Consider the following 19,202-nt stretch of genomic DNA (forward strand, 5'->3'; position numbering starts at 1 on the left):
CCCCCCCCCCCCCCCCCCCCCCCCCCCCCCCCCCCCCCCCCCCCCCCCCCCCCCCCCCCCCCCCCCCCCCCCCCCCCCCCCCCCCCCCCGGGGTGCTCCTCGCGGAGGCTACTTCTTGCGGCGGCGGCCGCCGGCGGCCTTCTGCGCCTTGCGGCGCTCGGCGCGGGTCATCCCGTCGCCCTCCTCCGACTCGAAGTCGCCCTCGACCACGCCGCCCTCGCCGTCCACGGTCGGCGCGGAGAAGTGCAGCCGGTCCGGGCGCTGCGGGGCGTCGAGGCCCTTGGCGCGGATCTCCGGGCGCGGACCGGGGGCGACCGCCGGGGCGGCCTCCTGCACCGGGACCTCCTCGACCTGCTGCTCGACCTGGACCTCCAGGTTGAACAGGTAGCCGACGGACTCCTCCTTGATGCCCTCCATCATGGCGTTGAACATGTCGAAGCCCTCGCGCTGGTACTCGACCAGCGGGTCCTTCTGGGCCATCGCGCGCAGGCCGATGCCCTCCTGGAGGTAGTCCATCTCGTAGAGGTGCTCACGCCACTTGCGGTCCAGCACCGACAGCACCACGCGCCGCTCCAGCTCGCGCATGATGTCGGAGCCGAGGGCCTTCTCGCGGGCCTCGTACTGCTCGTGGATGTCGTCCTTGACCGACTCCGCGATGAACTCGGAGGTGATGCCCGCGCGGTCGCCCGCCGCGTCCTCCAGCTCCTCGACCGTGACCTTGAGCGGGTAGAGCTGCTTGAACGCGCCCCACAGCCGGTCCAGGTCCCACTCCTCGGCGAAGCCCTCGACGGTCTCGGCCGCGATGTACGCGTCGATGGTGTCGTCCATGAAGTAGCGCACCTGCTCGTGCAGGTCCTCGCCCTCCAGGACGCGGCGGCGCTCACCGTAGATGACCTCGCGCTGGCTGTTGAGGACCTCGTCGTACTTCAGGACGTTCTTGCGCGTCTCGAAGTTCTGGGTCTCGACCTGCGACTGGGCCGACGCGATCGCGCGGGTCACCATCTTGTTCTCGATCGGGACGTCGTCCGGCACGTTCGCCATCGACATCACGCGCTCGACCATCTGCGCCTTGAACAGGCGCATCAGGTCGTCGCCCAGCGACAGGTAGAAGCGGGACTCGCCCGGGTCGCCCTGACGGCCGGAACGGCCGCGCAGCTGGTTGTCGATGCGGCGCGACTCGTGCCGCTCGGTGCCCAGTACGTACAGCCCGCCGAGCGCCTTGACCTCTTCGAACTCTGCCTTCACGGCGGCCTCGGCGCGCTGGAGCGCGGAGGGCAGGGCGTGCGCCCACTCCTCGATGTGCTCCTCCGGGTCCAGGCCCTGCTGGCGCAGCTCGGCCTCGGCGAGGTCGTCGGGGTTGCCGCCGAGCTTGATGTCGGTACCGCGGCCCGCCATGTTCGTGGCGACCGTCACGGCGCCGCGACGGCCCGCCTGGGCGACGATGACGGCCTCGCGCTCGTGGTGCTTGGCGTTGAGGACCTCGTGCGGGATGCCGCGCTTGGACAGCTGGCGCGAGAGGTACTCGGACTTCTCGACCGAGGTGGTGCCGACGAGGATCGGCTGGCCCTTCTCGTGCTTCTCCGCGATGTCGTCGACGACGGCGGCGAACTTGGCGACCTCGGTGCGGTAGATCAGGTCGGCCTGGTCCTTGCGCTGCATGGGCCGGTTCGTCGGGATCGGGACGACGCCCAGCTTGTAGATCTGGTGGAACTCGGCGGCCTCGGTCATGGCCGTACCGGTCATGCCGGAGAGCTTGGTGTAGAGGCGGAAGAAGTTCTGCAGGGTGATCGTGGCGAGGGTCTGGTTCTCGTCCTTGATGTCCACCCCTTCCTTCGCCTCGATCGCCTGGTGCATGCCCTCGTTGTAGCGGCGGCCGGCGAGGATACGGCCGGTGTGCTCGTCGACGATCATGACCTCGCCGTCGATGACGACGTAGTCCTTGTCCTTCTTGAACAGTTCCTTCGCCTTGATGGCGTTGTTCAGGTAGCCGACGAGGGGCGTGTTGACCGACTCGTAGAGGTTGTCGATGCCGAGCCAGTCCTCGACCTTGGAGACACCGGCCTCGTGGATGGCGACGGTGCGCTTCTTCTCGTCGACCTCGTAGTCGCCGGTCTCCTCGATGCCCTTGAGCGGGTTGCCCGGCTCGCCCTTGGTCAGGCGGGTGACCAGCTTGGCGAAGTCGCCGTACCACTTGGTGGCCTGGTCGGCCGGGCCGGAGATGATCAGCGGGGTGCGCGCCTCGTCGATCAGGATGGAGTCGACCTCGTCCACCACGGCGAAGTTGTGGCCGCGCTGCACCAGCTCGTCCTGCGACCACGCCATGTTGTCGCGCAGGTAGTCGAAGCCGAACTCGTTGTTCGTGCCGTACGTGATGTCGCAGCCGTACTGCTCGCGGCGCTGCGCCGGCGTCATGTTCGCCAGGATGCAGCCGACGGACAGGCCCAGGAACTTGTGGACGCGGCCCATCATCTCGGAGTCGCGCTCGGCCAGGTAGTCGTTGACCGTGATCAGGTGCACGCCGTCGCCGGACAGCGCGTTCAGGTACGCGGGCAGCGTGCCGACGAGGGTCTTGCCCTCACCGGTCTTCATCTCCGCCACGTAGCCGAGGTGCAGGGCGGCGCCACCCATCAGCTGGACGTCGTAGTGCCGCTGGCCCAGGACGCGCTTGGCCGCTTCACGGACGGTGGCGAAGGCCTCCGGCAGCAGGTCGTCCAGGCTCTCGCCGTCCTGGTACCGCTGCTTGTACTCGTCCGTGAGCGCCCGCAACTCGGCGTCGGAGAGGTTGACGAAGTCCTCTTCGATGGAGTTGACCTGGTCCGCGATGCGGTGCAGTTTGCGCAGGATCTTGCCTTCGCCTGCACGCATGAGCTTGTTGAAGACGGACACCGAGGTTTGTCTCCTTGCCGGTCGGGCCTGGCACTGGTTCGTACGCGGGCACGGAGGGTGGGCCCCACCGCACCGGCCATCGTAAGCGAGGACACGGTCGCGTCGGGAGGTCCGCCATGGCCGCGGGGCGGCATGCGCCCGGAATGAGAACGTACGGGGGGCGGCGAAGGTGCCGCCCTGCGCGAAAACTGGTCGTCCGGCCCGGGGCCCGGCCAGCAGAATTCGGTCATGGAACCCACCGCCCTCGCCACCGAACGGCTGGTACTGCGCCCCCACCGCCCCGAGGACGTCGACGAGGTGCTGGCCGCCTGCCAGGACCCGGAGATCCAGCGCTGGATCCCGGTGCCCGTGCCCTACCGGCGCACCGACGCGGAGACCTACGTCCTGCGGACCGTGCCCGGCGGCTGGCGGGACGACACCGAGTACAACTTCGCGGTACGGCTCGCCGGGCCGGACGGAGCCGAGGGCCCCCTGGTCGCCAGCACCGCCGTGGTCCCCCGCGGCAGCCACGCGCACGAGATCGGCTTCTGGGCCGCCCCCGGCCTGCGCGGCCGCGGCTACACCACCGAGGCGGTGCGGGCGGTGGCCCGCTGGGCCTTCACCGAGGCGGGCTGCGTCCGGCTGATCTGGCGGGCCGGGGTCGGCAACGCCGCCTCCCGGGCCGTCGCCGAGAAGGCCGGCTTCACCTTCGAGGGCGTGCAGCGCGCCGGCATGGAGCACCGCGGCACCCTGCGCGACTGCTGGGTGGGCGGACTGCTCCCCTCCGACATGGGCCTGGAGTCGCGACTGCCGTACCTCCCGGCACCGGACCGGTACGGCACCCCGTAAGGGCGCGGGGAACTGCGCGACCGGCCCCCACCGGCCCGCGGTGTCACGACCGGCCCCTCACCGGCCCCTCCCGGCACCGGACCCCGGGCCCGATGTCAGTGCCGGGGCCTAGGCTGCGGCGCATGACCACCGCCACCGCCGCCGTGTCCCTGTCCGCCGACGAAGCGCGCCGGATCGCCCTGCGCGCCCAGGGGTTCCTCGGGGCCCCCGACCGGCGCGGCGGCGTGCGCGGGGTGCTGCGCCACCTGGGCGCCGTACAGCTGGACACCATCTCCGTCCTGGCCCGGTCGCACGAGCTGATCCCGTACGCGCGCCTGGGCGCGGTGGGCCGCGAGGCGGTCGAGCGGGCGTACTGGTCCGACGGTCACGCCTTCGAGTACTGGTCGCACGCGGCGTGCATCCTGCCGATCGAGGAGTGGCCGCACTTCGCCTTCCGGCGCCGGGCCCGGCGGGAGAACGGCTACCGCTGGCACCGGATGAAGGACCGCGAGGGTTCCTGCGCGCTGGTCCTGGACCGGCTGCGGGCCGAGGGCCCGCTCACCTCCACCGAGCTGGGCGGCGCCAAGAACGGCGGCCCGTGGTGGGACTGGTCCGAGACCAAGATCGCGGTGGAGTGGCTGCTCGACACCGGCGACGTGGTCTGCACCGAGCGGCGCGGCTGGAAGCGGGTCTACGACCTGGCCGAGCGGGCGGTCCCGACGGAGCTGCTCCACGACGCGCTGGACGACACCGAGTGCCTGCGCCGCCTGGTCGGGCTGGCCGGCAAGTCGCTGGGGGTGGGCACCCGCGCGGACCTCGCCGACTACCACCGGATCAAGGGCGAGCAGTTCGACGCGGTGATCGCCGACTCCGGCCTGGTGCCGGTGGAGGTCGAGGGCTGGGCCAAGCCCGCGTGGGCCGACCCGGAGGCGCTGGCCGCTCCCCCGCGCGGCCGGCACCGCACGACCCTGCTCTCCCCCTTCGACTCCCTGGTCTGGGACCGCCCCCGGACCGAGCGGATCTTCGGCTTCAGCCACAAGCTGGAGGCGTACGTGCCCAAGCCGCAGCGCGTGCACGGCTACTTCGCGATGCCGCTGCTGACGGGCGGCCGGCTCCGCGGGCGGGTGGACCCGGCCCGCGAGGGCCGCACCCTGGTCGCCCGGCAGCTGTCGCTGACCTCGCCGCAGGCGGCCCCGGCGATGGCCGCGGCGCTGCGCGGGGCCGCGGAGTGGGTCGGCTGCGACGACGTACGGGTGGAGCGCGCGCAGACCCCGCAGGAGGCGGCGGCCGTCACCGCGGAGCTCGCCGCCCTCTGAGCGGGGCCCGCGCGGAACTCCGGGCCGGAGGAGCCGGAGCCCCGGCGGAACTCCGGTCCGGGGCCCTAACGGATTTCGAGGATCTTCTCGCGCATCGCGTAGACGACCGCCTCCATCCTGGAGTGCAGTTGGAGCTTCTCCAGGATGTTGCGGACGTGGTTCTTCACCGTGTTCTCGGAAATGAACAGTTCCTTGGCGATGTCCCGGTTGTTCATCCCGGTCGCGACGAGCTTGAGCACTTCCACCTCGCGCTCGGTGAGCCGGGGCGCGGGCACCAGTCGGCGCTCGTCCGTCCGCTGGATCATGGATTTGAACTCGGTGAGGAGTTTCGACGCCATCGAGGGGCTGATCTGCGACTGCCCGTCGGCCACGGCCCGGATCGCGGTGGCCACCTCGTCGGTGGAGATCTCCTTCAACAGGTATCCGGTGGCGCCCGCCTTGATCGCGTCGTAGAGGTCCGCCTCCTCGTCGCTGATCGTCAGCATGATGATCTTCGCGGAGGGGGCCACCTCCTTGATCGACGTACACGCCTCGATCCCGCCGCGCCGGGGCATCCGCACGTCCATCAGCACGATGTCCGGCAGCAGGTCCGCCGCCTTGTCCACCGCCTCCGCACCGTCCCCGGCCTCGCCGACGACCTGGATGTCCTCCTCCTGCGCGAGGACGATCTCCAGCCCGCGCCGGAACAGGGCGTGGTCGTCGACGACGAGCACCCGGATCGGCTCGCCGCCGCCCTCGCCCCCGTGCACCGGCCCGAAACCGTCCGCCATCGTTCCTCCCCCTGCACGCGCCCAGCTGCCGGCCAACCCGGCGGACGCACCCGCCGGTTGACTGCCCGCCATGATTCCATGCCCGCGCCGTCCGCCGGGGGTCTCCGCGCAGGCGCCTGGCGCATATCCGGTCACAGGGATGCCCCTGCCGGACCCGTCGCGTCCGGCAGGGGCATCGCACGGAAACCCGACGCGGCGTCAGCCGCCCAGCGCCCCGCCAGCGCCTCCCGGACCGGGCTCGTCCGTGCTGGAGGCCTGGTCGGAGTTGAGGTGGATCACGCCGTAGTCGTAGCCGTGACGCCGGTAGACGACGCTCGGCATCTTCGTCTCGGAATCGACGAACAGATAGAAGTCGTGGCCGACCAGCTCCATCTCGTACAGGGCCTGGTCGAGCGACATGGGGGACGCCGAGTGCGTCTTCTCGCGGACGATGAGCGGGCCTTCGCCCTGTACCTCCAGCGACCCGATCCGGGTCGTGGGAATCGCGTCCGCGTCTTCGTCGGACACCGGCATGCCGTGCCCGTTCAGGGTCGCGGCGTCCGGCACCGCGTCGGCGACCTCGGCCGCCGAAAGCCTGCCGCTACCGCGGCGGCTGGCGCGCTTGTCGTGCTGCCTGCGCAGCCGGGCCTCGAGCTTCTCGTGCGCCAGATCCAGCGCCGCGTACGGGTCGGCCGCTGCGGCCTCTGCTCGGATCACGGGCCCGCGCGAACGCAGCGTGATCTCGACACGGTCGGAACGGTCGGCCTGCCGCGGGTTGTGCTCCTTGGACACCTCGACATCCATGCTGATGACCTTGCCGTCATACTTCTGGATCTTGTCCACGTTGAGCTTCTCCGCCACGTGCTTGCGGAACCGCTCGGGCACCTCGGTCTTGCGGCCCTTGACGACGATGTCCACGCAGAACTCCGTTCCCGGATAGCCCCGCCTCCAGCGAGGCGAAGCGTCTCCCTTTCGCACCAGGCTCCGGTGTTCACCGGAGCCTCGGACTTGGCGACTTTCACCTCCTCCTCCCCCATCGGCAAGATCTACACCCCACCGACTTCGGAGTCGAGAGACAGTCTCTGACACGAAGATTCAGCTACTGCGAAACGTGCGATCCGATGCGAGCCCCAGGGTCGCCAGTTCCTTACAACCGAACATATCTCTCCATGCCGGTTGTCGGCACCCGCTACCGGAACGTACCTCCGTTCAGGTGTTCAGTCCCTCTCGTTACCTGCAACGATGCGCCTTCCCCATCAGTTCCAAATCTATTCACAGGAATGTTGCTCTGTCCGGGTAGACGACCGGATTCGTACGAAAGAACCGGAGGGCGCGGCCACCACCGCCGCCCCCGCCACCGGCCCCGCACCGGCCGCCGCCAGGGCCCGCGCCGCCTCCGCCAGCGTGGCCCCGGTCGTGATCACGTCGTCCACCAGCACGATCCGACCCCCGGCCACCGCCCGCACCCCACCCGGACCCACCCCGAGCGCCCCGGAGAGGTTCTCCCGCCGCTCCCGCGCCCCCAGACCCGCCTGGTCCGCCACCGGACGCACCTGGCGCAAAACGGACGCCACCCGCACGGCGGCACCGGCCCGCCGCAGCCGGGCAGCCGCCGCCAGCGCGATCCTGCGCACCGGATCGTGCCCGCGCGCCCGCACCTGCCGCCGCGCCGAGGGCACGGGCACCAGGACGACCTCCCCGGACCCCGCCACACCGCCCCCGCCTCCGGGCGGGACCGGCCCCCCGGCTGCGAGCGCGGCGACCGCCGCCGCCAGGGCCGCCCCGAGCGGTCCGGCCAGCGCCAGCGCCCCGCGTTCCTTGTGTGCGAGCAGGACCGCCCGTACCGCGCCCCCGTACACCCCGGCCCCGTACACTGGGGGCAGCCCCCGCAGCCGCCCGGAGGGCCGCACCGGGCCCGCGGCGACCCCGTCCAGCGCCCGCCGGCAGCCCGCGCACAGCACCGTACGGGCCGCCCCGCAGCCGGCGCAGGCACCCGGCAGCACCAGCCCGGTGAGCTCCTGCCACCACCCCCGCATCCCCTTACTGTGCCGGGCCGGCCCGTGACCCGCCACGCCTGTGGACGAGGCCTGTGGACAGCGAGAACCCCGGCTCGGGACGAAGCCCGGCCGGGGTCGCGCCCGTCGTCGGTCCGCCGTCGCCGGCGTACGGCCGTGGCCAGGCCAGGCCGGGGTCAGCCCGGGGTCAGCCCGGGTACACCGGGGTCCGGCCGCCCGCCGCCACCGTGCGCCACTGCGCCCCCGGCGGCAGCCACACGATGCCGTCCTCGTCCGAGGCGGCCACGACCGGCTTGCGTTCGTCCTCCGTCGCCGCGACCGCGACCAGCCCGGCCGCCCCGGGCAGGCTCGCCGCGACCATCGACCCGTCCGCCAGCATGTACCGGGCCTGCACGACCCCGCCGCTCTCCCGGCCCACCACCAGCAGCCGGCCCCGCGGCGCCCAGCTGAGCGCCGTCACGTCCGCCATCTGCGGCGCGGCCGGGCGCAGCTCGTGCACCGACACCGCCCCCGGCTGGTCGGCCCGGCCGCCAGCCGGCCGCTCGATCCGCCCGATGTAGAGGCGCTTGCGGTTGTCCTTCTGCACCAGCAGCGCGATCCGGACCCCGTCCGGGGACGCCTTCAGCGCCGTGATCCGCCCGCCGTCGAGCCCGGCCACGTCGATCTTCTGCGCGGCGGTGGCGCCCGCGGGCACCCGGTACAGCGCCGCGTTCTGCGGGTCCTGGTCCGCGACCCACAGGTCGCCCGCCGCGTCCCAGCTCGGCGTGGACAGCCCGTTCGGCTTGGCGCCCTTGCCGTTCAGCACCGGCTGCGGCATCGGACCGGCCGTCGTCAGGCTCACCAGGTACAGCCCGTGCCCGTCCTCCGAGACCACCGCCGCACGCTTCTCGTCGTAGCTGACGGCCGCCGAACCGACCTTGAAGGCGGGGGCGCCGGGCGGGTTCAGCGGACCCGGCACCGGCTCCGCCCGGTACTGCTGGTCCTCGCTGTTCACGTCGAGCTTCATCCGCACGAGCCGGGCGTCGGCGTCGACGTAGTACTGGTGGTCGGGGCTCGGCACCCGGTGCGCGATGCCCGCCGCGCCCGCCTCCGTCACCGAGCACAGCGAGGAGCGGTCCGGGCGCAGCAGCTCGACCCGGTCCAGCCGGGACGCGGTCAGGTCCTTGACCGTGAACAGCAGTTGAGTGGCCATCTTCTGGCACTGCGGCTGCGCGACGTCGTTGACCTTGTCGTTGAGCGGCACGCGCAGCGTGTTCTGCCCGTCGTACGTCAGGGACTTGGTGCCCTCCCGCAGCTCCGTACCGGGCGGGAAGCTCGAAGTGGCCACCGGGCCCAGCCACTTGGACGGGCCGGCCAGCAGCGACTGCACCGTCTGCGTCGTGGGGTCCATCCGCGAGTCGGGGTCGTTGCGCTGGCGCACGTACACCGGGTCGGCGACGAGCGCGCCGCCCGCGAAGTAGTACTTGTTGACCGGCATGTAGATGCGCTGGAAGTCGGACTCGCTGAGCACCAGGCTCTTCGGCGGCGTCGCGATCCGCCACTGCTTGTTCTCCTGCACCAGCTGCAGGAACTCCTCGTAGCGGCCACCGGTCGTGTCCGGCTGGTACGCGCTGTGCTCGTCCACCGTCGCGAGCATCTTGCCGGTCGTCTTGAAGCGGGGCCCCGCCGGGTCCTTCTCGCCCTGGACGGAGAACCGGTCGATGCCCCCGGAGAGGACGGTGACGGCCGCGCCGGGCTTCCAGTTCTTCGCCGCCTCCTCGGTGAGGTACTTGCGGGCGGTCTGCAACTGCGGATCGTCGCTGGTCATGGCCTCCAGGAAGCCGTCGACGATGTCCGTCGGGCTGGCCTTGTCGGCCGGCGGCACGCCGAACACCCGGACCTGCGAGTCCACGCCCTGCGAGGCCCGCACCTCCCGGATCTCGCCGCTGTCGGGCATCGAGGCGCAGCCGGCGAGCAGCAGCGCACCCGCGCCGGCGGCGCAGCCCGCGGCGGCCCGCGCCCGGGCGCCCGCGCGTGCCGCCGCCCCGCGGCCGTCCCTGGCTGCGCGTACGGACTCAGCGTCCACCTGCTCCATCCTCCTGTGCTCCCTGGTCGGCCGGCCGGGCCACCACACGGGACCCGTTCCCCGGCAGGGCGGTCGGGTCCGCGGGCACCGGTACCGCCCCGGCGACCGCGGAGCGCGGCGGGATCGCCGCGAGGTCGGGCCGGACCGGGGCCTGTGCCCGGTTGCCGCCGGGGCCCTGCGGCCCGGAGCCGCCCCGGCCAGCGCCGGAGCCGGGCTGCGACCCGCCGCCGGCGGTGCCGGAGGCGGCGGCCGCGGCGTCGGCTGCGGCCTTGGCCCGGTTGGCCCGCGAGTCCTCGGGCTCCAGCGGGATCGGGGAGCCCCGCAGCGGCTCGTCGGCGGTCCGCGGCAGGGTCAGCCGGAACTGGGAGCCGCCGCCGGGCTCGCCCCAGGCCTGGAGCCAGCCGCCGTGCAGCCGGGCGTCCTCGACGGCGATGGACAGGCCCAGGCCGGTGCCGCCGGTGGTGCGGGCCCGCGCCGGGTCCGCCCGCCAGAAGCGGTTGAAGACCCGGGTGGCCTCGCCGGGCTTGAGGCCGACGCCGTAGTCGCGTACGGCGATGGCGACGGCCCCGCCCGCGGACGCGAGCCGGACCACCACGTCGCGGCCCTCGCCGTGCTCCACGGCGTTGACGACGAGGTTGCGCAGCACCCGCTCCACGCGCCGGGCGTCGGCCTCGGCGATCACCGGCTGGGTGTCGCCGAGGACCCGGATCCGGGTGCCCTTGTGCTCGGCGAGCGGCTCGGCGCCCTCCACGACCCGGCGGACCACGTCGCGCAGGTCGACGGGCTCGGCCTCCAGCGCCGCCGCGCCCGCGTCGAACCGGCTGATCTCCAGCAGGTCCGCCAGCAGCGACTCGAAGCGGTCCAGCTGGCCGGCGAGCAGTTCGGCGGAGCGGGCGGTCACCGGGTCGAAGTCGACCCGGGCGTCGTGGATGACGTCGGCGGCCATGCGGACGGTCGTCAGCGGGGTGCGCAGCTCGTGCGAGACGTCGGAGACGAACCGGCGCTGCATCCGCGACAGGTCCTCCATCTGCTGGATCTTGACCTGGAGGCTCTGCGCCATCTTGTTGAAGGCTTCGCCGAGGCGCGCGATGTCGTCCTCGCCGGTGACCTTCATCCGTTCCTGCAGCCGCCCGGCCGACAGCCGCTCGGCGATGCCCGCGGCCATCCGCACCGGGGTCACGATCTGCCGCACGACCAGCCAGGCGATGGCGCTGAGCAGCACCACGACGAACAGGCCGGCGGTGGCGATCGTCGACTTGACCAGGTTGAGGGACTCCTCCTCCTGCGTCAGCGGGAAGAGGTAGTACAGGTCGTACGGGTCGCCGTTGATGTCGGTGAGTCGCTTGCCCACGACCAGCGCCGGCTCGGGCGACTTGCCGCCCGCCCCGTCCGTGTACTTGATCTGCGAGAACGTCTTGAACGTGCCGGTGGCGTGGTTGACGGCCTTGCGCAGCTGCGGCGGGATGCTCGCGGTCGGGTCGACGTTGCCGGAGGCACGGGCCCCCTTGACGCCCGACGCGCCCGCACCGCCCGGCTGCGTGCCGGTGCCCGCGCCCGCACCGGTCGTCCCGGCGCCGGTCCCGGAGCCACTGCCCGTGCCGGCCCCGAGGGCGACCACTTCGAACGCGGTCTGGCCACCACTGGCGAGCTGCTTGACCAGCGAGTTCATCCAGGTACTGGCGTCCCGGCCCACCTTGTTGTCGGTGACGTCGGGCCCGTCCACGGTCGCGGGCGTGTTGGCCTTCTCCTGCGCGACGGCGAACCCGCCGGCGGCCTGGCTCTGCGCAGCCTCCTCCTTCGCGTCGAGGAGGCCCTTGCTGACCTGCGCGATCACGACGAAGCCCAGCGCCAGCACCACGGCCAGCGACATCAGCATCGTCGCGGCGACGACCCTCAGCTGGATGTTGCGCCGCCACAGCCGGACAGCCGGCAGCAGCGGCCGCCGCACCAGTCGTACGAACAACCGCAGCACAGGCCCGCCGGGCGCCCCGTCCTGGAGCAGCCGGCCGGCCCGCAGGGCCCCCCAGCGGGAGCCGCCCCGCGGCCTGCCGGACTTCACGTCAGCTCGGTCCTGCCTTGTAGCCGACACCGCGCACCGTCACGACGATCTCAGGGCGCTCCGGGTCCTTCTCGACCTTGGAGCGCAGCCGCTGCACATGCACGTTGACCAGGCGGGTGTCCGCGGCGTGCCGGTAGCCCCACACCTGCTCCAGCAGCACCTCACGGGTGAAGACCTGCCAGGGCTTGCGCGCGAGCGCGACCAGCAGGTCGAACTCCAGCGGGGTCAGCGCGATGGAGGAGCCGTCCCGCTTGACCGAGTGCCCCGCCACGTCGATGACCAGGTCACCGATGGTGAGCTGCTCGGGGGCGGGCTCCTCCGACCGGCGCAGGCGCGCCCGGATACGGGCGACCAGCTCCTTCGGCTTGAACGGCTTGACGATGTAGTCGTCGGCCCCGGACTCCAGACCCACGACGACATCCACCGTGTCGCTCTTCGCGGTGAGCATCACGATCGGCACGCCGGACTCGGCCCGGATCAGCCGGCACACCTCTATGCCGTCCCGTCCGGGCAGCATGAGGTCCAGCAGCACCAGGTCCGGCTTGGCCTCACGGAAGGCAGCCAATGCCTTGTCACCGTCCGCTACGAACGACGGCTCGAAACCTTCTCCACGCAACACGATGCCGAGCATCTCGGCCAGTGCGGTGTCGTCGTCGACGACAAGGACGCGTCCCTTCATGCTTGACATCATCCCATTAGCCAATCGTTACCCGGCGGTGAGCTGTCCCACAGCCAAAAGGGCTGGAAATCGACCCTCGAACCTGCGTGGGGAGGGCACCGACCAGTCTGCCCCGGAGCAGGGCGACAATTGAAGGCGGACCGGCGCAGATCGGCGGGGGACGGCCGGTCCGCGCACCGTTCCCACGTGGCACGATGGCAGCCGACCAGCGCCCCCGCCCCACCAGGTGCACGTGAAGGAGCGACGATGAACGACTTTCCGGGCCGGGCCGTGCCCGGACCCTCTCCGTCCGACGGCGAGCGGCCTGGTGCACCCGACGGTCAGCAGCGGGGCGAGGGCCCGCAGGACGGCGACACCGCCGCCCGGCCGCCCGCCGGCGGCCAGAAGTGGTCCGCCGAGCAGCCGCCGCCCGGCGAGTGGCAGAGCCCCGGCGCACCCCAGCCGGCCCGACCCGCCGCCCCCGCCCCGGCCCCGGCCCCTCAGCAGCCCGCCCCGGGCCCGCGCAGCTGGGCCTCCTCCGCAGGCCCCGCCGCCGGCCCGCAGGCCCCGTACGGCGGCGCGCAGGCCCCGTACGGCGGCCAGTACGGCCGACCCGGCGGCCCCGGCTACTGGGGCAAGCCCCCGGCCGCCAAGCCGGGCACCATCCCGCTGCGCCCCCTCGACATGGGCGAGATCCTCGACGGCGCCGTCGCCACCATGCGCGGCCAGTGGCGCTCGGTCCTGTCGATCTCCCTCGTCGTGGCGACGATCGTGCAGGTCGTCGACCTCGTCGTGAAGAAGTACGCACTGGCCGACCTGCCCACCCCGGACCCCGGCGCCGGTCCGGCCGCGCTCCTCGACGCCATGGGCGCCAGCCTGCTGTCCAGCAGCGCCAGCCTGTTCGTCCAGTTCATCGCCGGCATCCTCGCCACCGCCCTGCTCACGATGGTCTTCAGCCGGGCGGTGCTCGGCCGCAGCTCCACCGTCGCCGAGGCCTGGCGCGACGCCCGTCCCCGGCTGCCGCACCTGCTCGGGCTGACCCTGCTGCTGGGCGTGGCCGCGGCCGTCCTCGTCACCGTGCTGCTCCTGCCCGCCCTCCTCGCCCGCAGCTTCGGCCTCGCCCTGCTCGGCGTCCTGGCCGCGATCCCGCTGCTGCTCTGGCTGGGGATCAAGTTCAGCCTGGCCTCGCCCGCGCTGATGCTGGAGAAGAGCAGCATCCCCACCGCCCTGCGCCGCTCCTCCAAGCTCGTCCACGGCTCCTGGTGGCGCATCTTCGGCATCACCGCCCTCACCGCGCTGATCACCGGCTTCGTCGCCGCCGTGATCATCTACCCGCTGGCCTTCGTGGGCGCCGCCCTCTCCGGCAACGGGTTCAGCGGCTTCGAGGACGGCACCCTCCTCGACGACTGGACCTTCCTCGTCGTCCTCGGCATCGCCTCGGTGATCGCCCAGACCATCACCCTGCCCATGCAGTCCGGCGTCACCGTCCTGCTCTACGTCGACCAGCGCATCCGCCGCGAGGCCCTCGACCTGGAGCTCGCCCGCGCCGCCGGCCTGGAGAACTACGGCACGGACGCCACGCCCACGGTCCCGCCCACCGGAGGCTGACCCGGCGATGACGGGGAGGGGGGACCTCATCACACGCACCGCGGCGCTCGTACGGGGAGAACCGACGCCGCCGGTGACGACACCGCGCGAGCCCGCCCGCGAGGCGGCCGAACGCGAGCTGTCCAAGCAGCTCTACCACCAGGACGACCCCGGGCTGCTCCAGCGCGCCCTGGACCGCTTCTGGGAGTGGGTCGGCGGCCTCTTCGACCAGGCCGGGAGCGCCACCCCGGGCGGCACCCTCGGCCTGGTCGCCATCGTCGTCCTCGCCGCCCTCGTCCTCGCCGCCCTGTGGTGGCGGCTCGGCGCCCCGCGCCGCACCGCCACCCAGGGGGCCGCCCTCTTCGACGACGGCCCGGCCACCGCGGACGACCACCGCACCGCCGCCGACGCCCACGCCGCCGCAGGCCGGTGGAACGACGCCGTCCAGGAGCGCATGCGCGCCGTCGTCCGCTCCCTGGAGGAGCGCACCCTCCTCGACCCGCGCCCCGGCCGCACCGCCGACGAGGCCGCCGCCGAGGCCGCCCGGACCCTCCCCGGCCACGCCGCCGACCTGCGCGCAGCCGCCCGCACCTTCGACGACGTCACCTACGGCGGCCGCACCGCCGACGCCGACACCTACGCCCGCCTGCGCGCCCTCGACCTCACCCTGGCCCGCACGAAGCCGCTCCTGACGGGACCCCCGGCATGACCGCCCCCATCCCGACCCCGGCGGCTGGCGGCCCGGCCCCCGACCCCGCCACGGGCACCCCCGGCACCCCGGGCACCGCCCCCGGTACGGCCGGCGCTCCCGCACCCCGGCCCACCGCCGCCGCCGGCAGCACTCCCGCCGAAGTGTGGCGCCGCGCCCGCGGGTTCCTCATCGCCCTGGCCGTCCTCCTCACCGCCGCCGTCACCCTCGCCGCGCTCTCCTCCGGCACCCACCACGGCCGCCTCGACCCCCGCTCCCCCGCCCCCGAGGGCAGCCGCGCCGTCGCCGAACTCCTGCGCGCCCGCGGCGTCACCACCCGCGTCGTCACCACCGCCGACGAGGCCGCCGAAGCCGCCGGCCCCAGCACCACCCTCCTGGTCACCGACCCCGACCTGCTCGGGGACCGGCAACTGCGCAGCATCCGCTCCGCCATCGACCTCTCCGGCGGCCGCACCGTCCTCCTCGCCCCCGGCGACCCCGCCCTGGCCGACCTGGCCCCCGCCGTCCACACCGCCGGCAAGGCCCACGAGCGCACCCCGGCCCCCGGCTGCGCCCTGCCCGCCGCCGCCGGCGCCGGCCCGGCCGACACCGGCAACGGCCGCCGCTACGACACCACCGCGTCCGGTGCCACCGGCTGCTACCCCAGCGGCGGCCACCCCACCGTCCTCGTCCTCCCCACCGGCACCACCGGCAGCGACACCGTCGTCCTCGGCTCCGAGCACGTCCTGCTCAACGAGGACCTGGCCCGCGAGGGCAACGCCTCCCTCGCCCTCCAACTCCTCGGCACCCGCGCCGACCTCGTCTGGTACCTGCCCTCCCTGGCCGAGCTCAGGGAGGGCGACACCGAGGAGAAGTCCTTCCTCTCGCTGATCCCGGCCGGCTGGCACTGGGCCCTGCTCCAGCTCTTCTTCGCCGCCGCCCTCGCCGCCCTCTGGCGCGCCCGCCGCCTCGGCCCGCTCGTCACCGAGCGGCTGCCCGTCGCCGTCCGCGCCTCCGAGGCCACCGAGGGCCGCGCCCGCCTCTACCGCAAGACCGCGGCCCGCGACCGCGCCGCCTCCGTGCTGCGCGCCGCCACCCGCGAACGCCTCGCCGCTCTGGTCGGCGTAGCGTCCGCCCACACCCACGACCCCGCGGTCCTCGTCCCCGCCGTCGCCGCCCGCCTCACGGACCCCGGCCGGGACCTGACCGCCCTCCTCTTCGGCACCGCACCCGCCGACGACGCGGCCCTCGTCGCGCTCGCCGACCACCTCGACGCCCTCGAAAGAGAGGTCCGCACCTCATGACGGCCACCACGGACAGCGCCCGCTCCTCGCTGGAAGCGATCCGCACCGAGATCGGGAAGGCCGTCGTCGGCCAGGACTCGGCCGTCACCGGTCTCGTCGTGGCCCTGCTGTGCCGCGGCCACGTCCTCCTCGAAGGCGTTCCCGGCGTCGCCAAGACCCTCCTGGTACGGGCCCTGGCCGCCTCCCTCGACCTCGACACCAAGCGCGTCCAGTTCACCCCGGACCTGATGCCCAGCGACGTCACCGGCTCGCTCGTCTACGACGTCCGCACCGCCGAGTTCTCGTTCCAGAACGGCCCGGTCTTCACGAACCTCCTGCTCGCCGACGAGATCAACCGCACCCCGCCCAAGACCCAGTCCGCGCTCCTGGAGGCCATGGAGGAGCGCCAGGTCACCGTCGACGGCACCCCGCGCCGCCTGCCCGAACCCTTCCTGGTCGCGGCCACCATGAACCCGGTCGAGTACGAGGGCACCTACCCCCTCCCGGAAGCCCAGTTGGACCGCTTCCTGCTCAAGCTGAACGTCCCCCTGCCCTCCCGCGAGGACGAGATCGGCGTCCTGACCCGGCACGCCGCCGGCTTCGACCCGCGCGACCTGGCCGCTGCCGGTCTCCGCGCGGTCGCCGGAGCCGCCGAGCTGGAAGCGGCCCGCGACGCGGTCGCCGCCGTCGCCGTCTCCCCCGAGATCGCCGGGTACGTCGTCGACGTCTGCCGCGCCACCCGCGAGTCGCCCTCCCTCACCCTCGGCGTCTCCCCGCGCGGCGCGACCGCCCTGCTGGCCGCCTCCCGCGCGTGGGCCTGGCTCACCGGCCGCGACTACGTCACCCCCGACGACGTCAAGGCCCTGGCCCTGCCGACGCTGCGCCACCGCGTCCAGCTGCGCCCGGAGGCCGAGATGGAGGGCGTGACCGCCGACGCGGTCCTCACCGCGATCCTGTCCCACGTCCCCGTTCCCCGCTGATGGCCGCCCTCACCGGCCGCACCGCCCTGCTGGCGGCCCTCGGCAGCATCCCGGTCGGCGTCCTCGAACCGAGCTGGACGGGCATCCTCGCGGTCAACGCCCCCCTCGCCGTGGCCTGCGCGGTCGACTACGCCCTCGCGGCCCCGGTCCGCCGGCTGGTCCTGGCCCGCTCCGGCGACACCTCGGTCCGCCTCGGCGACCCGGCGGAGGTCCACCTCACCGTCACCAACCCCGGTACGCGCCCCCTGCGCGCCCGCATCCGCGACGCCTGGCCACCCAGCAGCTGGCTCCCCGGCACGGAACAGCAGGCGTCCCGGCACACCGTGCGGATCCCGCCCGGCGAACGCCGCCGGCTGACCACCCGCCTGCTGCCGACCCGCCGCGGCGACCGGCGGGCGGACCGCGTCACGGTCCGCTCGTACGGCCCGCTCGGCCTGCTGGCCCGGCAGGGCACCCACACCGTCCCCTGGACGGTCCGGGTCCTGCCGCCCTTCACCAGCCGCAAGCACCTTCCGTCCCGGCTGGCCCGGCTGCGCGAGATGGACGGCCGCACGAGCCTGCTGACCCGCGGTGAGGGCACCGAGTTCGACAGCCTCCGCGACTACGTCCCCGGGGACGACACCCGCTCCATCGACTGGCGGGCCACCGCCCGCCAGGACAAGGTCGCCGTCCGCACCTGGCGCCCGGAGCGGGACCGGCACATCCTGATCTGCCTCGACACCGGCCGTACCTCGGCCGGCCGCGTCGGCGACGCCCCCCGTCTGGACTCCGCCATGGACGCGGCCCTGCTGCTCGCGGCCCTCGCCTCCAAGGCCGGGGACCGCGTGGACCTGCTGGCCCACGACCGCCGCCCGCGCGCCCAGGTCCAGGGCCGCTCGGCCGGCGAGATCCTCCCGGCCTTCGTCAACGCCATGGCCACCCTGGAACCGGAGCTCGTCGAGACCGACGCCCGCACCCTCGTCTCCACCGTCCTGCGCAACGCCCCACGCCGCTCTCTGGTGGTCCTCCTGACGAGCCTGGACGCCGCCCCGGTGGAAGAGGGCCTACTGCCGCTCCTCCCCCGCCTCACGCAGCGCCACACGGTCCTGCTGGCCTCGGTCGCCGACCCGCAGATCGCGGAGATGGCCCGGTCCCGCGGCACCCTGGACGCGGTGTACGAGGCCGCGGCCGCCGCCCAGACCCGGGCCCAGCGCCGCCGCACCGCCGACCAGCTGTCCCGCCACGGCGTCCACGTCGTCGACGCCACCCCGGACACCCTGGCCCCGGCCCTCGCCGACGCCTACCTGTCCCTGAAGGCCGCCGGCCGCCTGTGACCCCGGAGGCTCACGTCAACGATTGAGGTCGAGCACGCCCACACCGTGGCGCTCGTACATCGTGGGCTCGATCGTCGCCACCAGGGCGTCAACACCCCAGTCGGGGAAGTTCCGCACGGCTGACACTGCTGCCGCAGTCCCCGCAGACGCGCCTTCCCTGCACAGCTGGGCCACGGACAGCATGGCCGCGTAGTCAAGGTCGATCGTATGGATGACATCAAGCTGGCCCACATGCTCCGCGAGTCCCGGGTGCTCCCGGTCCGCTTCAAAAATCGCCAGGACAGGAGCCCACACACGGGTGTCGCCATCGACGAAAGCGCGGTGGATCAGTGCCGACACCTGCCGGTTGCCCGCTAAGGCGAGGAGCGATGGGCTGTCCAGGATGAGATGATGCTGGATCACGCAGCGTTCCCCTGCCGGCGTGCGAATGCTTCCCGGATCTTCCGCCCCATCTCCGCGCTCTCCTCGTCGGTCACGCGAACCCCGAAGTGCTGAGCCATGTACTCGCGGGCCCGTTCGGCCCGCTCACGGCGTTCCTCAGCGGTCAACGTGGACTCTGCAAATTCTTGGACCAGGGCTCTGATGGACATACCGCGGGACTCGGCGATGACCGCAAGGCGATCGCGTACCTCAGCCGGCACTCGGATCATGGCGTCGGACATGGCCCAAGTCTACAGCGGCGTCTACACGCGCGTCCCGTAAACGCAGAAAAGCCCCGCACCGAGCCCCTAAGGGCTGGTGCGGGGCTTCCCGCAATGATTGTTCGGCGGCGTCCTACTCTCCCACAGGGTCCCCC

Annotated in this window: 16 protein-coding genes; 7 read left to right on the plus strand and 9 right to left on the minus strand. The window is 73.2% G+C overall.

Features of this window, described 5'->3' with window-relative positions:
- Positions 1-108: 108 nt before the first annotated feature.
- Positions 109-2,886 carry a preprotein translocase subunit SecA gene (gene secA / locus ACZ4VL_RS37795; protein ID WP_468209643.1) on the minus strand — a complete coding sequence of 926 codons (2,778 nt, stop codon included), beginning with the start codon at positions 2,884-2,886 and terminating at the stop codon, positions 109-111.
- 228 nt (positions 2,887-3,114) lie between these two features.
- Here secA and ACZ4VL_RS37800 point away from each other — a divergent pair, with 228 nt between their 5' ends.
- Together ACZ4VL_RS37800 and ACZ4VL_RS37805 are read left to right on the plus strand one after the other, a co-directional pair.
- Positions 3,115-3,714, plus strand: coding sequence for a GNAT family N-acetyltransferase (locus ACZ4VL_RS37800; protein WP_468209644.1), 600 nt, complete (start codon positions 3,115-3,117; stop codon positions 3,712-3,714).
- A gap of 122 nt (positions 3,715-3,836) precedes the next feature.
- A complete protein-coding gene (locus ACZ4VL_RS37805) occupies positions 3,837-5,009 on the plus strand; it encodes a winged helix-turn-helix domain-containing protein (RefSeq protein ID WP_468209646.1) in 1,173 nt (390 codons plus the stop codon).
- Between the two features lie 65 nt (positions 5,010-5,074).
- On the opposite strand, the gene ACZ4VL_RS37810 is transcribed toward ACZ4VL_RS37805, so the two are convergent.
- The 6 genes from ACZ4VL_RS37810 to mtrA all read right to left on the minus strand — a co-directional run bounded on the left by ACZ4VL_RS37810 (position 5,075) and on the right by mtrA (position 12,588).
- Positions 5,075-5,779, minus strand: a complete 705-nt coding sequence (locus ACZ4VL_RS37810; protein WP_468209649.1) for a response regulator — start codon at positions 5,777-5,779, stop codon at positions 5,075-5,077.
- Between the two features lie 198 nt (positions 5,780-5,977).
- A complete protein-coding gene (gene hpf / locus ACZ4VL_RS37815) occupies positions 5,978-6,676 on the minus strand; it encodes a ribosome hibernation-promoting factor, HPF/YfiA family (RefSeq protein ID WP_385848558.1) in 699 nt (232 codons plus the stop codon).
- 350 nt (positions 6,677-7,026) lie between these two features.
- Positions 7,027-7,794 (minus strand): ComF family protein, encoded by a 768-nt coding sequence (locus ACZ4VL_RS37820; RefSeq protein ID WP_468209653.1) that lies wholly within the window; start codon positions 7,792-7,794, stop codon positions 7,027-7,029.
- 166 nt (positions 7,795-7,960) lie between these two features.
- Positions 7,961-9,838, minus strand: a complete 1,878-nt coding sequence (locus tag ACZ4VL_RS37825) for an LpqB family beta-propeller domain-containing protein (RefSeq protein WP_468209656.1) — start codon at positions 9,836-9,838, stop codon at positions 7,961-7,963.
- The gene (gene mtrB, locus ACZ4VL_RS37830; RefSeq protein ID WP_468209659.1) at positions 9,828-11,897 is read right to left on the minus strand and encodes an MtrAB system histidine kinase MtrB; all 2,070 of its coding nucleotides are present in this window, start codon (positions 11,895-11,897) and stop codon (positions 9,828-9,830) included. Before mtrB ends, ACZ4VL_RS37825 begins: the two co-directional genes overlap by 11 nt.
- Before the next feature lies 1 nt (position 11,898).
- Positions 11,899-12,588, minus strand: coding sequence for a two-component system response regulator MtrA (gene mtrA, locus ACZ4VL_RS37835; protein WP_199549338.1), 690 nt, complete (start codon positions 12,586-12,588; stop codon positions 11,899-11,901).
- A gap of 234 nt (positions 12,589-12,822) precedes the next feature.
- Here mtrA and ACZ4VL_RS37840 point away from each other — a divergent pair, with 234 nt between their 5' ends.
- Genes ACZ4VL_RS37840 through ACZ4VL_RS37860 form a run of 5 tightly spaced genes read left to right on the plus strand, consistent with a single transcriptional unit; the run spans position 12,823 to position 18,406 of the window.
- Positions 12,823-14,163 (plus strand): glycerophosphoryl diester phosphodiesterase membrane domain-containing protein, encoded by a 1,341-nt coding sequence (locus ACZ4VL_RS37840; protein WP_468209663.1) that lies wholly within the window; start codon positions 12,823-12,825, stop codon positions 14,161-14,163.
- Between the two features lie 7 nt (positions 14,164-14,170).
- On the plus strand, positions 14,171-14,851 hold the full coding sequence (locus ACZ4VL_RS37845; protein WP_468209666.1) for a DUF4129 domain-containing protein: 681 nt from the start codon (positions 14,171-14,173) through the stop codon (positions 14,849-14,851).
- On the plus strand, positions 14,848-16,134 hold the full coding sequence (locus ACZ4VL_RS37850) for a DUF4350 domain-containing protein (RefSeq protein WP_468209669.1): 1,287 nt from the start codon (positions 14,848-14,850) through the stop codon (positions 16,132-16,134). Before ACZ4VL_RS37845 ends, ACZ4VL_RS37850 begins: the two co-directional genes overlap by 4 nt.
- Positions 16,131-17,093 (plus strand): AAA family ATPase, encoded by a 963-nt coding sequence (locus ACZ4VL_RS37855; RefSeq protein ID WP_468209672.1) that lies wholly within the window; start codon positions 16,131-16,133, stop codon positions 17,091-17,093. Before ACZ4VL_RS37850 ends, ACZ4VL_RS37855 begins: the two co-directional genes overlap by 4 nt.
- Positions 17,093-18,406 carry a DUF58 domain-containing protein gene (locus tag ACZ4VL_RS37860; protein WP_468209675.1) on the plus strand — a complete coding sequence of 438 codons (1,314 nt, stop codon included), beginning with the start codon at positions 17,093-17,095 and terminating at the stop codon, positions 18,404-18,406. The genes ACZ4VL_RS37855 and ACZ4VL_RS37860 overlap by 1 nt, the downstream gene beginning before the upstream one ends.
- A gap of 15 nt (positions 18,407-18,421) precedes the next feature.
- Here the strand turns inward: ACZ4VL_RS37860 and ACZ4VL_RS37865 are convergent, their stop codons facing one another.
- Both ACZ4VL_RS37865 and ACZ4VL_RS37870 read right to left on the minus strand, forming a co-directional pair.
- A complete protein-coding gene (locus ACZ4VL_RS37865) occupies positions 18,422-18,808 on the minus strand; it encodes a PIN domain-containing protein (RefSeq protein WP_468209677.1) in 387 nt (128 codons plus the stop codon).
- Complete coding sequence (locus ACZ4VL_RS37870) at positions 18,805-19,068, minus strand: hypothetical protein (protein ID WP_468209680.1); 264 nt, start codon at positions 19,066-19,068, stop codon at positions 18,805-18,807. The genes ACZ4VL_RS37865 and ACZ4VL_RS37870 overlap by 4 nt, the downstream gene beginning before the upstream one ends.
- Between the last annotated feature and the right edge of the window lie 134 nt (positions 19,069-19,202).

Source organism: Streptomyces sp. NPDC029014 (genome assembly GCF_055564695.1).